Here is a 16,522-nt window from a genome sequence, read left to right as displayed (position 1 = left end):
CACAGATTTTCGCGGATTGCTTCATCTGCGTCATCTGCGCAATCTGCGTGAAATTGTTTGTCTCGCAGAAGTTTTATCTACTTCAATCTGCGTGAAATAATATTCCCAAACTTCAACTAAACTCAATTTAAAACAAAAAAGGAAGGCAGTGCCTTCCTTTTAATATAAAACAACAAACTATTGAATCAATAAAAACTCTTAATTATCTATCCAAACCGTAAAACAATCTTAAACTTATCAAATGATTTTTGCCCTTCTGCCAATCGGGTGTTCTGGACTGATCCTCATCACTAACATTAAAGAAACTATAATTAAACTTTATAAAAATATTCTCCAGATACTTGAAATCCACTCCAAAACCTAATCTTAGAATTTTCCTTATTGGACCATATAGAAAAGATTCTCCAGGTGAAGTATATTGATTAATAACATCCGAAAATCCACCCTGTCTTGTGTAATCTCCATTTAGAGAAAATTTAAAGTGCTTATATTCATAGCTAAAATTAGTGTAGAATTGATCTGCATTTTGTCCAATGTAATGTCCCATTAAATAACCAAGATTGGAATAGGTTTGAGCAGGTATCCAGTTTGAATAAACCCATGGAAGAATTCTTGTATATTCTAAATCAAAAGAAAAGTTCTTTAATAAAGTATTGGAATTACTGTAGCCTGCTAAAAATCCAAATTGATTACGATCAGTTTTACCTTTCAATAAATTGGAGAAAGAAAGCTCATCTATGAATAAACTTCCATAAATCTTATGCTGATCAGAAAATTGATAAGAACCATCAAAAAAGAAAGATCCATTATTACCACTGTCTTCACTGCCGTAAGTAAACATATGATCTATACTTCTATAAAATAAGAATGGCAGCATATAACCAATATAAGGACCTCGATCTGAATAAATAATAGTCTCACCAAATCTTAAATTCAATCTATTAAAAAAACTAAATTCAAATGAATGCAATGCAAAATATTTTTCATGTTCCACTTTTCTGAAAAAAGTTTGAGTTTGATATGATTTTGTACTATCCACAATACCCGATAATAACCATCCATGAAGCATATATACTTTAAACCAATCAGAAAATTTTATTTCATAAAATAAAGCAGGAAAACTAGGAGATTTAGTTGAAAGAATTAACTTTGAATTTCTTCCTTCTCCATAAGTTAGATTATCTTTAATCACACCAACATTTAACCAGTTGTTTTGATACTTCAAATAACCTCTTGTTTCACTGAACTCACTTCTATTAGGATTATTGCCTGTTAGAACTCTCCCCTGCTCTTTAATAAACGGAATACGATTATAAAAATCCTGATTATAAACTATATTATCATTAAATAATAACCCAAAACTCAATCCATTTTTCATTACACCTTTAATATTAAATCCCCATGTAGTTGTTCTCTGATTATGACCAAATAAATTTTCAAACGAAATACCGAGTATGGGGTTTGCGTAAAATTGGAAATTTGAATCTTTATAAGAAATTAGATTAAAAGATTTATCTCGATTATAATCTAAAAATTTAAAGTTATCACAATTCTGACTGAATAAATTAAATGTTATCAATAAATTAATTACTAAAAAATATTTAATCATAGTTTTGAATTAAAATTAATTTTGGCTCTCTGATTTTTATCCGCGTTGATCCGCGTAATCTGTGTGAATTATTTTTGTCTCGCAGATATCGCAGATATTCGCTGATCTTTTCTTTTGCACCATCTGCGAAATCTGCGTGAAATTTATTGGGTCTAGCAGATACCGCAGATATTCGCTGATCTTTTTATCTGCGTTAATCCGCGCAATCTGCGTGAAATTTTTGGCTCTCTGATTTTTATCTGCGTCAATCCGCGCAATCTGCGTGAATTATTTTGGTATCGCAGATATCGCAGATCTTCGCTGATCTTTTTATCTGCGTCAATCCGCGCAATCTGCGTGAATTATTTTGGTCTCGCAGATGTCGCAGATCTTCGCTGATCTTTTTATCTGCGTCAATCCGCGTAATCTGCGCAATCTGCGTAATCTGCGCGATCTGCGAGAAACACTTCCTTCATAAATTATTCACAACCCTGAAGATATTCTTTTCAATCTCATCCGTATTAAAATTAACCAATATCCCTAATTTCTTACCACTTAATCTCAAATAAGTTAATAACTGTTTAAAAAATACTGGCGCAAGATTTTCAACTGCTTTTATTTCCACTATCACAAGATCATCAACCAATAAATCCATCCTAAAGGTGTAATTTAAATTCATTCCTTTATAAATCACTGGTAATTCTATCTGTTCAAGAACCCTTCTCCCCAGTTGCATTAATTCATATTTCAATGCTTTTTCGTAAACAATTTCAAGTAGACCAGGTCCTAATTCATTATACACTTTAAATATCGCCCCTCGAATATCATAAGAGATTTCATTCTCTAAGGACATTCATTCACTCGCTTATTCTTTCAACTTCGTAAATCCGCGAAATCTGAGTGAATTATTTTTGTCTCGCAGATGTCGCAGATCTTCGCTGATCTTTTTATCTGCGTCAATCCGCGCAATCTGCGTGAATTATTTTAGTCACACAGATATCGCAGATCTTCCCTGATCTTTTCATCTGCGTTAATCCGCGCAATCTGCGTGAAATTTATTGGCTCACAGAATTTTTATCTGCGTCATCTGCGTGAATTATTTTTGTCTTACAGATGTCGCAGATTATCGCTGATCTTTTTATCTGCGTCAATCCGTGCAATCTGCGTGAATTATTTTAGTCTCGCGGATCTTTTCATCTGCGTCAATCTGCGAAATCTGCGTGAAATTTATTGGGTCTCGCAGATACCGCAGATGTTCGCTGATATTAATTAATCTATTTTAATTTTTTAATTTCTTTGGCTGGTACTCCGGCAACAATTGTAAACGGGGGAACATCTTTTGTTACAACTGCTCCAGCGCCAACAATTGCTCCTTCTCCAATAGTAACACCACATAGGATAGTTGCAGAAGAACCAATGGATGCACCTCTTCGAATAAAAGTTTCAACAAGTTCCCAATCTGATTCCGTTTGTAAAGTTCCATCTTCGTTTGTTGCTCTTGGATATTTATCGTTTATAAAAGTTACATTGTGCCCAATAAAACAATTATCTTCTATATGAACGCCTTCACAAATAAATGTATGTGAGGAGATTTTACAATTTTTCCCTATAAAAGCATTTTTTTGAATTTCAACGAAAGTTCCAATTTTTGAATTATCACCAATTTTACAACCATATAAATTAGCAAACCCAAATATTTTAACATTTTTACCCAAAACAACATCCGGAGAGATTCTTATAAAATTTTTTTCAAGATATTCTTGAGTAAATTCTGTTTCTCCGAACCTTTTGATATTATCCATTTTTAATCTCCACTAATTTCCCTTTATTTTTTATTGAATAATCTGCTGCTTCTAAAATTCTTACTACTTTTAAGCCATCATAACCATTAGTTAGAGGCTGTCTATTTTCATTTATAGCCCTAATGAATTCACTCACACCTAAACTTAATGCCTCAGTTTGATCTACCTTTGGTGAATACATATCCCCTATTCTATATTGTACTAATGCTTCATATACACCTTCCTTTGAATTAAATTCAACCCCACTATCATAAATTTTTATCTTTTCGCTATATTCCAGATCATCAAAAACAAGCATTTTCTTTGTTCCACCTATCAAAACTCTTCGTATTTTAACAGGAGAAGTCCAATTCACATGAAAGTGTGCAAAACAATTACCATCAAAATAAATATTTATGTGAGCTATGTTTTCGTGATTATAATAATTAGCAATTCCATGTGCAGCGATTTCCTTTATTTCTTTATTTACTAAATAATTCAATATTGAAATATCATGGGCAGCCAGATCCCATATAACATTTACATCATTTTGAAACAATCCCAGATTAACTCTAACGGAATCATAATATAAAACATCACCCAGATCACCTCTTTCTATTATTTCTTTTATTTTTCTAACTGCACCAGTATAAATAAATGTATGATCAACAAAAATTTTTAAATTCTTTTTTTCTGCCAATTCTATTAATTCTTCCGCCTCTTTACTCTTAAATGTAAATGGTTTTTCAACCCAGATATGCTTCCCATTTTCAAGTGCAGCTTTTGCAATCGGATAATGAGTCGCTACTGGTGTAGCTATAGCAATAATATCAAGGTCGTAGCCGTTTAAAAATTCATTCCAGTTTTCAGTAACTTGAACCTCAGGAAATCTGGACTGAATAAATTTCAATCTTGATAAATTTTGATCACAACCATAAACTCTGGTAACTTCTTTATTACCGAGAAAATTCCTGACCAAATTGGGTCCCCAATAACCGAGTCCCACAATTCCAACTTTCATTTTTTCACCTCTATTATTTTCCTCCCTTACCGGTTAACAATACCGGGATTGTTTTAATTAATAATTGAAGATCTAACCACGGTGACATATTATTTATATAATACAAATCCATAACAACCGAGTCTTTAAAGTTAACTTTACTCCTTCCATAAACCTGCCAGACACCAGTACAACCAGGTAAAACTTTTACTCTTTCTTTCTGCCAATCTTCATAGTTTTCATATTCATAAGGCAAGCAGGGTCTTGGACCAACCAAACTCATTTCACCTTTAAGTACATTAATAAGTTGAGGTAACTCATCAAGAGAATATTTTCTTAAAAATCTACCTATCTTTGTTACTCTACTTTCATTAATGATTTTGGTTGAATTTGGATCAGGAGTTTTATTTTCTTTCATAAATTTTAACATCATCTTTATTCTTTCACTATCATCATCTTGTTCAAATGTCATTGATCTAAACTTTAAAAACATAAATTTCTTGCCATCTTTACCTATTCTTTCCTGTTTATAAAAAACAGGACCCTTACTTGTTAGTTTAATTATTAATGCAACTATTATGAAAAATGGCATCAAGAAGATCAAACCTATCAAAGCAACAATCTTATCAAAAACCGATTTAAAGAATAAAGTATAAGTGCTTAAAACTTGTGGGGTTGTATTAATCACAGGAATATCACCATACTTTTCAACAAGTATATTTTCAGGGATAGTTTTAAAGAGTTCTGAATTTACTCTAACAAAGAAACCCTTTAAATTAAGTTTATCAATTGTTTTGATTAAATTCTCATAAGAAATGTTATCGATTGAAATTATAACCTCATCAACTTCAAGATTTCCATTCATATGTATAATTTCATCAACACTGCCAATAACTGAAAATTTATCTGTGATTTTTGTTCCAATAGGCACATTATCATCAGCAAAACCAATGATATCAATACCAACCTGATTCTCGACTAATAATTTAGCCGCTAATTTCTGACCCGATTTGCCAGCTCCTACAATAATAACTTTTCTATTAAGAATTTTATTCTTCGAAAATTTTTCATATAAAGGCTTCAAAATACCTATTCTAAAAATTGCTTCAGTAAGTATTACTAAAAGAATAAAAATAGTAACAAATAATCTCGAAATCAATCCAAAAGGGAAATTTAATACAAATAACAAAAATATTAATATCACCAATGCATAAAAAGATGATTTGAGCAACAAAACCAACTGCAATGCTCTTGTCAAGAAAATATTTACTTTATACAAATTCTGAATTTGATAAATAAATAAAAATATTCCTGAGATTAAAAATGAAAATAAAATAAATAAATAGTTTAATCCTTTTATATGTGTTAATCGATTAATTGTTAAATGGTAGGCTAATAAAAAGGAAAAATTAATTACTAAAAAATCAAGGCAAGCCAGAATTAATTTATATTTAGGAATTTTTAGATGCATTACTTCTTATTTCGAACTAAAAAATTCTTTAATCTTTGATGCAATATATTCAATTTGCTGATCAGTCAATTCTGGAAACATTGGCAATGATAAGCTATTTTCAGCTAGTTCTTCCGAAACGGAAAAGTCACCTTTTTTATAACCTAAATGACTAAAACAAGGCTGTAGATGTAGAGGAACTGGATAATGTAATCCTGTTGAGATACCATTTTCGTTAAGAAATTTTTGTAATTTATCTCTTGTATATGAATTATTTGACTTTGCTTCATTAGATAATTTTATTACAAACAGATGATAAACATGTTTTGCATAATCCATTTCTTTTGGCAAAACAATTTCTCTTACATCTTTTAATAATTCATTATATTTTCTCGCAGCTCTCCTTCTTTCTTCAGTCCATTTTTCAATATATTTCATTTTTACACCTAGAACCGCACCTTGAATTGCTTCCATTCTGTAATTATGACCATAAATTTGATGAATATACTTTTCTTCAGCTCCATGATCGCGTATCATCTTAAATTTTTTTGCAAGCTCCTCATCATTTGTCATCACGGCTCCACCTTCTCCATAGGCGCCTAAATTTTTACCTGGATAAAAACTCCACGACGAAGCAATTCCTAAAGTACCAACTTTTTTACCCTTATATTCAGATAAATGAGCTTGAGCACAATCTTCTACAAGATAAATTTTTTGACCTGTCTTGTGATTAATAAATTCCCCAGCCTTTTCCTCAATAAAATCATCAGAAACTAAAGCTTCTTTGATACCATCAATATCTGCTGGTTGGCCATATAAATGTACTGCAACAATTGCTTTTGTTTTAGGAGTAATAGCATTTGTAATTTTTTCTGGATCAATGTTATAACTATATGGATGACAATCTACAAAAACTGGTTTGGCTCCACATAATGTCGCACCCCAGGCTGTGGCAATGAATGTATTTGCTGGAAGAATTACTTCATCACCGGGACCAATTCCCAATGCCCATAAAACCATATGATTACCATCGGTACCTGAACTAACCCCGTAACAATATTTTGCATTATGAGCTTTTGAAAAAGCTTCCTCAAATGCTTGAACTTTCTTACCTAATATAAAGGCAGTATTATCAAGAACTTCATTAATTTCATGAAGTATTTCATTTTTAATTGTATTGTATTGGGTTTTAAGGTCCAAAAAAGGAATGTTCATTTTTACTCCTATTTTTTGAGTTGATAGTAAAAGTATCACATAATAAAAAGGCAAGACTTAGATGAAGTTAGAATCTGAATTTTAATTTTAATATTTACTTTAAGAAAAAAATTTTTTTATGATTTAGCGATAACAATAGAAAGTTATATAAAATAAACGAATGAGATTTTTAATTTTTTTATGCTTAAAGATCTATGCTATTTCATATAAATTTAAACTTATTTTATTATTTAAGTAAAAGCATTTTCCTTGCTTCATAAAAATTACCCGCCTTAAGTGAATAAAAATAAACGCCGCTTGCCAGATTGCCAGAATTTAATTTTATCGAATAATTACCAGCTGTTTTATACGAATTTTCTAAATCTTTAATTTCTCTTCCAAGAATATCATATAACTTCAATTCAACTTGAACAGCAAAAGGTACCTGATAATTAATTATTGTCTCATTATTAAAAGGATTTGGATAATTTTGATAAAGTTTAAATGAACTTGGAATATCATTATTTTCATTAATTTGAGAATAGACAAAATTTATTTGAACAGTATCACTATATGATATTTCGTTAGAATCAGTTATACATTTAATCCTATATGTATATATTTCACCATCCTCTAAATCAGTTGTATCCAAATAATGAGTTAAATTTTTATCACCAGATACAATGTCAATATATTCTGATGTTTTTCTATCTTTCCTTTGTAAAATTACCTGATAATCTTTTTCTCTTTCGTTATTTATCCAATTTAGTTCAATTTTATTATTGACTATTTTAGGTTGTAGTAAAAAAGATGGTAAAATTGGATATGCAGATTTCTTACGTAATTCCATTCCACTTATTTTTATTGTTGTGCCAGCTGTATATTTATGTGTTGCTATTATTATTGTTAATGTATTAATTGAATCTGGTACAATAAAATTTTCATTAATCAAACTTAGTGAATATTTTTGCCATGTATCTGTATCAGCTGGGAAAATAAAAGTTTTACTAATAGCTGGATTCCCATCAAATTGAAATTTAACCCTTATTGAATCACCATTTGCTCCTTTTGTATAAATTATAAAATCATTTTCCCCTTTTTCAATTCCACCTAAACGACTAACACTTGTTATAGTTCCAGAACTATTTCTCAAGAAACATTTTTTCGAACTTGAGCTTACTCCATCGGTAGTATCAAAAATACCGAAAGCAGTATTAATATCATAACCATCAGGGAAACCATCTTCATCTAAATCAATATCTAATTTGGGAAAAACATTTTCATAAGGATTGGGTTTATCAAAATATAGTTTTTTCGCCATTTCTGAATAATTCATTACTGGTATTTTTTTCTGTTTACACCAATTTAATAAGCTATCCATTCTTGCTAAGTAACCTGTCCAGCCACCTAATAATCCCGAGAAGTGCGAATGACCAACAGAAAAATAATGCCTGGCAACTCTTGAGGCGATTATTTTTTTAATTTCATTAAAGGTTTTTTGATCTTCAAAAAAGTCTCCCCATCCTATTGAATAGCGTTTAATAGAAGGATCAAACTCATTAAAAGTTTTATAACTGTAAAAACCATCAATTCCCGCACAAATATAACCATACTTTATTTCCGCTGCTAATTTAATTTCTCGTGGCTTAAGATAGAAACTATTTCCTAAGTAAACACCGGGTTGGATCCATCCTTTTGGGGGAAGAATATCTATATTTTTTGCTAAATTCACTGACCTTTCAATTAATAGTTCAATTGCTTTTTTATCTAATGTTATATCAAATATACCAATTTTATGATAGGGAATATTAGTAAGTATCCCAAGATCGACATTTTCATTCCATATCGTCTTTACTAGTAATGTATCAATATCTGTTGAATCACGATTATATGCTTTGATTATATTACAAAGTTTATTAATTGTCGGAAAATATAAAACATAAACTGTACTACCAATATCCTTAAAAAATTCACCATTTTTTACACTAAAAACCATATTATTTTGAATATTGACCAAACCCTCATTAATGTATGTATTTGTATCTATTTTAGCAATCTTAAGACAGACTCTTTTTTCTTCAGTAATATGATCAACTCCTTCTCTGCCTGAATAATAACTTGTGTCGCTAACATTGTTAAAATAAGCAACAGTGTGGTCAGGTGTATGGTCAAGAATTTCATGACCTGCTAATTGAAGATTTTTTACTAACTGAATATAAGAAGTATTATTAACAATATTAGTAAAATTTAAGGCAGCACAAAATTTAAACCCGTGTTTATTAAAAATATTCGAATAATCGGTCCAATTCTGAATTGCTTGATTATCATCTACTCGAAAACAAATACCACCTTGTTTGGTCAATATACTTGTCTGACATATTAAAGAACTGTAATTAAAAAATATTAAGTTTAAATAAACAATTACAAATTTAATCTCCAAAAAAATTTCTTTTATCAAGCTGTATTTTTGAACTTTTATGGCTAAAAAATCAATTTTCATATTGGGTTTTCTTTATTTTGCTATTTTAGCATTTTTTTATAGTAATCAGATTACGCCAAAATTGGCTAAGCTCCTTTGGTAAGCAAGACCAAGCATTTTTATAAGTTTTTAAATGAATTAGTAGCTGTTTATACAATTCAAAATGTTTCTTTTCCTGCAGGTAATCTGGGTGAGTGATAATTAAAATCACACCTTTATTCTTTGCTATCCATTCAGCTTTATTCTTCCAAATTGAAATATCTTTTTGCTTCAAAACGTAAAAAATTGTATGATCTTGAGGTAATGTATAGGGTAGTTCCACAAACTTTCCGGCTATAAAAGGCCATATTGAACCAGTCCCTCCAGGGAAAGGTTGAAATGGGTCATAATCAAAGCAGGATGCATCATATTCAATATTTAGTTTTTGAAGCCATTTTAAATTTCTATGAACCATAGGTGATCTAAAACCAACCGCATTATATTTTTTTAAGGCTTCATTTATAAATGGTACCCGCTCATTAAATATTTTTTCAGAATAATAAAGTTTTCCGTCGTGATTATAACCGTGAATTCCTATTTCATGACCAGTTTCTCTTATTAATTTTATAATCCCTTCATCTATTTTATATTTATATGGAACAATATTCCATGAAGATTTAAAGCCATATTTTTCTTCTAATTCTATTACTTTCGGAATGAAATTAAAACCTTCTTGCTCTTCCACATCATGAGTTAGGACAATTGCACAGTCTTTATCATTCTTATATTTCAATTTTGTTACTATGTCACTTTGTAACTCTATAACTTCAGCTACTAGAGAAGCATCAATAAAATCTTTTTTCCATTTAATCCTAGCATTTACTTTTTCCTGAATTTTTTGACGAATTGTGATTGGAACAAACGGCCGAATAAAATTATAGTAAACCTTTTGTTTTGTTGAGAATTTGTTCTCAAAATCATTCTCAGTTAATCTATTTTTTATTTTACCGTCCAAATCTATACATAAGAAATTTATATTCATGATTATTTATTAATAAAATAATTATTGAGTATATAGAAAAAAGTATAGATAAATAACTAAAAATTATTTTAATGCAATAAACTTATTTTATAATCTTTTTTAATCCTTGCATAAAAAGCACTATATTTGGTACTATATCATTAATGAAAAAATCTGATTTAATATTTCTATTAAAAAAGTTCTTTAAATATATCCATTTTTTCTTTGCCTTAATTGAGTATGCCAAATCCATAGTCAGCCAACGAAAAACTACATCTGTTTTGTATGAATTATATTCCACTGAAATACTTTCATTTATTAATTTTTTATATAATAAATATGGAAAATCAACCCCACAATGGATTGCCAAATCAAGCGAACCCCAGAATTTTGGATTAATTTCAATTAAATAATATTCCCCATCTTTTTGCGATTTCTTAAACTCAAGCATTGCTACCCCATTCCAATTCATATGTTTAACTATATTTTTACCTAACTCAAAAAGATGTTCATCATAGATGCTTTTTGCCATAGCACTAGGACCACCTGAAGGTGGCACCTCATGTATTCTTTCGTGCATAAAATAAGCCAAAAGTTCATTGTTAAAAGTTAAACTAAAAAAACCGTACGCTTTCCCTTCAATATATTCCTGAATAATTGGGTATTTTTTTAATAAAATTAGATTTTTATTCTCATTAAAAAATTTAATAATGATACTTTTCAACTCTAATTCGTTGTTAGCATATTTAACAGTACCCTGATCTACAACTGATTTAAATACAACAGGGTATTTAAAATCTTTAAAATCAATACTAGCTGGATTTTTAATTTCTAATGTTTTAGGAAACTTAATTCCAATATTTTGAAAAAATTTAATAGTTTGATATTTATTAGAAATTACTTCAAAAATTTCTATAGTATTATAAGCAGCTTTAAATTCCCTTTTCAATAACTCCTCATTTTTACAAATAAACTCATTACCCTTTAATGCTGATGCAATTATGATTTTGATTTTATTCTTTCTTAATAAATTTACAAATAAATCAATGTCGTCATTATAGTTAAATTTGATAAATCCAGAACAATATTTCGAAAAACGAGCTGGGAAGAAATTACTATCACTACAAGCATACACAGGTATACCTTTTTTCCCCAGACTTCTGATTATAGCTAGTGAGTGACGATGATGTGCATCTAATAAAATTACTTTTTCCAAGTAGTTCATAATTTTATTCCTAAAATTAAAATTCTTAAAAATATATTAGAATAGATTCCCGCCAAAATATCATCTAGCATTATCCCTTTACCTCCTCCTAGTAACTCAACCTTTTTTATACCAAATGGTTTGAATCTATCATTTAATCTGAAAAATATTATTGCTAAAATATATATTACAATATTATAATGGGGAAGAAATAATAAAGATGTAAATGCTCCAATAAACTCATCAATGATGATAAATTGTGGATCTTTATTACAAAGATCTCTTGAAATTAAATCTGAGAACATCATACCTAAGATTAATATTATCGCCCATATTAAAAATAATAGCATAAAACCTGTCTCATTTATGAAATAAAAGAAAATTACTCCTAGAACCGCCCCAATACTTGCACCACCTCTTTTAATAAAACCTATTCCAAACAAACTGCAAAAGATTTTAGGAATGTATTTAGCTATTGACATTTGAAAAATAAAATTAATCGAAAAACTCTTTAATATTATTAACAATATACTCTATTTGTTCTCTAGAAAGTTCAGGATACATTGGAAGACTTAGAATTTTATCCTGATAATTATACGCATTTGAAAAATCTTCATATTTATGGTTTAAGTACTTATATGCAGGCATAAAAGGGAGCATTGTCGGATAATGAATTTGTGTTTCTATACCATTTTGACTTAAAAATTCCCTTAATCTTTCTCTTTTTTCAACCTGAACACAATAAATGTGAAAAATATGTTTGGAATTGTTTCGTATTTTTGGAATTTGCACTTGCTGAATATTACTCAATAAATCATTATAAATTAAAGCATTATTTAATCTTTTTCTATTCCAATCATCTATATATTTAAGTTTTACAGAAAGAATGGCAGCTTGTAACCCATCTAGTCGACTGTTGATCCCTTCAATTTCATGACGGTGCTTTTTAAGTGCACCATGATTAGCATACATCCTGCATTTCTTAGCTAAATCATCTTCATTAGTAATTATTGCTCCAGCGTCTCCATAAGCTCCTAAATTCTTACCAGGATAAAAACTAAATGTTGCAGCTATTCCAAAGGTTCCCACTTTTTTACCATTATATTCTGCAAAATGAGCTTGTGCACAATCTTCAATAACAAAAAGATTGTATTTGTTAGCTAGTTTAATTATTGTATCCATTTCGCATGCCTGTCCATATAAATGCACAGGGATGATTGCTTTTGTTTTGGAAGTAATTTTTTCTTCAATCTTTGATGAATTAATTGTATAAAACTCATCTGTATCTACAAAAACAGGTTTTGCTCCACATTGGGTAATGGTCTCCGAGGTAGAAATCCAACTATGTGCCGTTGTTATTACTTCATCTCCGGGTCCAATACCAAGCATTTTTAAAACAATATAAATTGCATCTGTCCCATTAGCAACGCCGATACAATGCTTAACGCCATACTTTTCTGCAAATTCATTCTCAAATTTTTCTACATACTTACCTTTTATAAATGCTGTTTCTTTTATTACTTCTGAGATAACATAATCGATTTCTTCTTTCATAGCTTCATATTGAATTTTTAAATCAACAAAAGGTATCATAATTTATCCTTCAATCAGTTTTTTTAATATTTTAATTGCTAATGAATTATCAAATTTAAAACCCGTTTTTATCTCATCTAAATGTTTAATTGCATCCTCCATTTCTTCCAAGTTAGTAACAACTTTTGTATATCCTAACTCTTCTAACTTATAATGAAGGTCTTCATCCATATCACTTTTTACCGGTAGTTCGCCAAATTCATATCTTCTCGGCATTACTATAAATTTTTTATTCATTTTTAAACATTTGGTAACTATACCAGCGCTTTCCTGTGTTATTACAAATGATGAATTTTTGATCAATTCTTCTATTTCATTTTCGCTTTTAAAACTAAATAAATCCATATTATCTGAAAAATATTCTGTATGTCCAGCCTGGACGATCAATTTTTGGGTAATTTTTTTCTTCTTACATAAATCGTCTAAAATTTGTAGCATCCTAATAAAGGGCTCAGGGCGAGTTCCTAATGATACAAAAATATAATTATTAACGTTCAAATCATGTTTAACATTAACTTCATTTTTAAAAACTGGCCCACAATATATTGACCTAGGAAATAACTTTTCTTTTTTCCATTGTACAAGTACAATCCCACGCAGCTTATATACAAATCTACCAAATTTTGTTAGTGATTTTACATAAGAAAATGTATCAATATATATAAATCTAATTCTAAAAATAATAGAGAGTAAAAATGGTACTAAGCATGTAACGCCCGAACCTGTTGATAAAATAGTTGTTGGTCTTTCTTTTAGAAAGATTTTTATAATTTTTGGAATATGCGAAATGTACTGCCACGGCTTTTTATAATGAGCTTCTCTTATATAATACTTATCTTCAAATTTTAATGAAGATTCCGTCTGAGAAGATTTATTAGTAATCCAAAAGTGATTATACTTGGAGTAAAGCTCATCTAAATTCCTTAACTGTTCAAAATGACCCCCTCTTGTACATATCAATGCTAATTTAATTTTTCCCCTCATATTAATGAACTATAAATCTTTTCAATGATTTCAACAGTTTTTAACCCTTCTTCTCCACTTGTAGCTATTTCGGCTCCATTTTTAAGTACATCAATAACATTTTCGTAAACTTTATCATGATTAGACATTGATCCCTGATAAAAACCATAATCATTTGAAGGCCTTGATTCGGGTACATCAGTAATTTCATATCCATCAATACTTTGGTATTCCAGAACATTAAGATATTGTCCACCAACTTTCACAGTACCCTTTTCACCAAAAACAGTTATTGACCCTTCCATATTTTTCTTATAACTATTCACAGTGTAATTAATTGTTCCGAGTGCACCATTATTAAATTTTAGAATAACAACGCCGGTATCTTCAAACTCAATGGTATCTTTTAGCAAGAAATTAGCTCGATAACCTTTAACTTCAATAACATCCCCAATTAACCAATAAAGAAGATCAATAAAGTGGCTAAACTGAGTAAATAAGGTCCCTCCATCGAGTTTTTTTGTTCCTTTCCAATCAGAATTTTTATAGTATGTTTCAGTTCTATTCCAAAAACAATTGAGTTGGACATTAAAAATTTTACCTAATCTTCCCTCATCAATAACTTTTTTTAATGCCATTATTGGTGGATTAAATCGATTTTGCTTTACAATAAAAAGTTTTTTGTTATTTTTTTTTGCAGCATCAATCATTAATTGGCAATCTGCTACATTTAATGCCATTGGTTTTTCACATAATACATTATAACCAGCATTTAGTGCTTTGATAGTGTGTTCAGCATGTAAACCATTTGGAGTACAAATTGAAACAACATCAGTATCCATTTGAGATGATAATAAAGAATCAATATTATCATATATAATAGCATTATATTTTTTACCTAACTCAATAGCTTTATCTATTTTTATATCACAAACAGCAGTAAGAATACCTAATCTATTAATATGTTCAGCATGCCTCTGAGCTATTCTACCACAACCAACAATAGCAAATTTTAATTTTCCCAATTAATTTACTCCTACTAGATTTTGAATGATGTTATAATATTTGACAGCTTCATTGCTCCAAAAGAATTTCTTTCGAATTTCTTTTAGTTTTCTTCTTTTTTCGTACAAAAGGTCTTTATTGTCATAAATTTTTTTTATTAGTTTTATAAAAACATCAGGTTCAGTAAGATTGAAAAAAAACACATCCTCATCCGTAAAATAGTATGAAATCGCTTTATTCTTAATTACCAAAACAGGAATTCCAAGACTAATCAGTTCCAACAATTTTACAGGCAACATGTATTCTGTTGCATAAGATAATTCATAAGGTACTAAGCCCAGATTAAAATTAGATAAAACTTTCGGTAATTCTTCATATGGAATATTTTTATTTATAAAATTTACATATGATTCAAGTTTATTTCTTTTAATCAAGTTTTTAAGATATGTTTCATAATCACCTGATCCAATAATAGTAAGCTCAATATTAAAGTTATTAAATATATTAAATTTATAAAATAATTCGAGAATATATTGTAATCCAAATCTTTCAGCTATCGTACCATAATATACAAGATGAATTTTTCCATTTAGGTTATAGTTATATAGAAATTTGAATCTCTGTTCATCAGCTAAATTCATTACAACATCAATTTTTTCTATTGGCAATCCATCTGTCTTTAATACTTCGTTTCTTAAAAAAGAATGAGTAGTTATTACTTTATCAACAAATTTTGCCGATACTCTTTCTTCGAGTAATAATAATTTATAAAAAAAATTGTTTTTCGATAAATTAAATTTAGTTAGAAAAGTCAATGGTAATGGATCGTGAATATCAAGAATTAATTTAGCTCCAAATAATTTAGGAATAATAGCTGCAAAAACTAAAAAATCTGGCATATTATTAATATGTATAATTTTATAACGTTTTTTAATATAAAGAAAACTGGAAATTAAAAAAACAAACAAGAAAAAGATTAAATAATATAAAACATACAGGTATTTATTTTTCCCACGATAGCGTTTTAATGGTATATTTATAATATTGATACCTTTTAAGGGTGAACAAGAGTGTAAATTTTCATCTTTAAGACAAATAAAATCTACAAACATACCTCTTTCTACTAAAGCCGAGGACTCCTTAATTACTCGGGAATCTGTAGAATAGTTTGTGTATGCCACCATCAATATATTTATTTTCATTGCAGAATAATTTTTTTTCACTTCTACATTATCAAGTATATAATTAAGTTAATCATAAAGCAT

At 29.2% G+C, this 16,522-nt stretch carries 14 protein-coding genes; all 14 read right to left on the bottom strand.

The window, feature by feature from the left end; translation table 11 throughout:
• Positions 1-202: 202 nt before the first annotated feature.
• Positions 203-1,609, bottom strand: a complete 1,407-nt coding sequence (locus HPY57_00175) for a hypothetical protein (protein ID NPV10196.1) — start codon at positions 1,607-1,609, stop codon at positions 203-205.
• A 451-nt stretch (positions 1,610-2,060) separates the two neighbouring features.
• Positions 2,061-2,441: a GxxExxY protein gene (locus tag HPY57_00170; protein NPV10195.1), complete on the bottom strand. Its 381-nt coding sequence runs from the start codon at positions 2,439-2,441 to the stop codon at positions 2,061-2,063.
• A gap of 421 nt (positions 2,442-2,862) precedes the next feature.
• Positions 2,863-3,390 (bottom strand): N-acetyltransferase, encoded by a 528-nt coding sequence (locus tag HPY57_00165; protein ID NPV10194.1) that lies wholly within the window; start codon positions 3,388-3,390, stop codon positions 2,863-2,865.
• Positions 3,383-4,390: a Gfo/Idh/MocA family oxidoreductase gene (locus tag HPY57_00160; protein NPV10193.1), complete on the bottom strand. Its 1,008-nt coding sequence runs from the start codon at positions 4,388-4,390 to the stop codon at positions 3,383-3,385. Before HPY57_00160 ends, HPY57_00165 begins: the two co-directional genes overlap by 8 nt.
• Positions 4,391-4,403: 13 nt before the next feature.
• On the bottom strand, positions 4,404-5,840 hold the full coding sequence (locus HPY57_00155; protein ID NPV10192.1) for a sugar transferase: 1,437 nt from the start codon (positions 5,838-5,840) through the stop codon (positions 4,404-4,406).
• 6 nt (positions 5,841-5,846) lie between these two features.
• Complete coding sequence (locus tag HPY57_00150; protein ID NPV10191.1) at positions 5,847-7,034, bottom strand: DegT/DnrJ/EryC1/StrS family aminotransferase; 1,188 nt, start codon at positions 7,032-7,034, stop codon at positions 5,847-5,849.
• Between the two features lie 226 nt (positions 7,035-7,260).
• Entirely contained in the window at positions 7,261-9,513 is a 2,253-nt protein-coding gene (locus HPY57_00145) for a T9SS type A sorting domain-containing protein (protein NPV10190.1), read from the bottom strand.
• A gap of 25 nt (positions 9,514-9,538) precedes the next feature.
• Positions 9,539-10,513, bottom strand: coding sequence for a polysaccharide deacetylase family protein (locus HPY57_00140; GenBank protein ID NPV10189.1), 975 nt, complete (start codon positions 10,511-10,513; stop codon positions 9,539-9,541).
• Between the two features lie 82 nt (positions 10,514-10,595).
• Positions 10,596-11,717, bottom strand: a complete 1,122-nt coding sequence (locus HPY57_00135) for an ATP-grasp domain-containing protein (protein NPV10188.1) — start codon at positions 11,715-11,717, stop codon at positions 10,596-10,598.
• On the bottom strand, positions 11,714-12,178 hold the full coding sequence (locus HPY57_00130) for a phosphatidylglycerophosphatase A (GenBank protein ID NPV10187.1): 465 nt from the start codon (positions 12,176-12,178) through the stop codon (positions 11,714-11,716). Before HPY57_00130 ends, HPY57_00135 begins: the two co-directional genes overlap by 4 nt.
• A 13-nt stretch (positions 12,179-12,191) precedes the next feature.
• On the bottom strand, positions 12,192-13,292 hold the full coding sequence (locus tag HPY57_00125) for a DegT/DnrJ/EryC1/StrS family aminotransferase (protein NPV10186.1): 1,101 nt from the start codon (positions 13,290-13,292) through the stop codon (positions 12,192-12,194).
• The gene (locus tag HPY57_00120) at positions 13,293-14,273 is read right to left on the bottom strand and encodes a hypothetical protein (GenBank protein ID NPV10185.1); all 981 of its coding nucleotides are present in this window, start codon (positions 14,271-14,273) and stop codon (positions 13,293-13,295) included.
• The gene (locus tag HPY57_00115) at positions 14,270-15,277 is read right to left on the bottom strand and encodes a Gfo/Idh/MocA family oxidoreductase (protein ID NPV10184.1); all 1,008 of its coding nucleotides are present in this window, start codon (positions 15,275-15,277) and stop codon (positions 14,270-14,272) included. The genes HPY57_00120 and HPY57_00115 overlap by 4 nt, the downstream gene beginning before the upstream one ends.
• Positions 15,278-16,459, bottom strand: coding sequence for a glycosyltransferase (locus HPY57_00110; GenBank protein NPV10183.1), 1,182 nt, complete (start codon positions 16,457-16,459; stop codon positions 15,278-15,280).
• Positions 16,460-16,522 lie beyond the last annotated feature (63 nt).

This window comes from Ignavibacteria bacterium (genome assembly GCA_013177855.1).
Classification (GTDB): domain Bacteria; phylum Bacteroidota; class Ignavibacteria; order Ch128b; family Ch128b; genus Ch128b.
This window is presented reverse-complemented; position numbering and strand designations above follow the sequence as displayed.

Coding starts and splice junctions, on each gene's coding strand:
- HPY57_00175 (NPV10196.1), bottom strand. CDS start 1,609: ATGATTAAATATTTTTTAGTAATTAATTTATTGATAACATTTAATTTA.
- HPY57_00170 (NPV10195.1), bottom strand. CDS start 2,441: ATGTCCTTAGAGAATGAAATCTCTTATGATATTCGAGGGGCGATATTT.
- HPY57_00165 (NPV10194.1), bottom strand. CDS start 3,390: ATGGATAATATCAAAAGGTTCGGAGAAACAGAATTTACTCAAGAATAT.
- HPY57_00160 (NPV10193.1), bottom strand. CDS start 4,390: ATGAAAGTTGGAATTGTGGGACTCGGTTATTGGGGACCCAATTTGGTC.
- HPY57_00155 (NPV10192.1), bottom strand. CDS start 5,840: ATGCATCTAAAAATTCCTAAATATAAATTAATTCTGGCTTGCCTTGAT.
- HPY57_00150 (NPV10191.1), bottom strand. CDS start 7,034: ATGAACATTCCTTTTTTGGACCTTAAAACCCAATACAATACAATTAAA.
- HPY57_00145 (NPV10190.1), bottom strand. CDS start 9,513: ATGAAAATTGATTTTTTAGCCATAAAAGTTCAAAAATACAGCTTGATA.
- HPY57_00140 (NPV10189.1), bottom strand. CDS start 10,513: ATGAATATAAATTTCTTATGTATAGATTTGGACGGTAAAATAAAAAAT.
- HPY57_00135 (NPV10188.1), bottom strand. CDS start 11,717: ATGAACTACTTGGAAAAAGTAATTTTATTAGATGCACATCATCGTCAC.
- HPY57_00130 (NPV10187.1), bottom strand. CDS start 12,178: ATGTCAATAGCTAAATACATTCCTAAAATCTTTTGCAGTTTGTTTGGA.
- HPY57_00120 (NPV10185.1), bottom strand. CDS start 14,273: ATGAGGGGAAAAATTAAATTAGCATTGATATGTACAAGAGGGGGTCAT.
- HPY57_00110 (NPV10183.1), bottom strand. CDS start 16,459: ATGAAAATAAATATATTGATGGTGGCATACACAAACTATTCTACAGAT.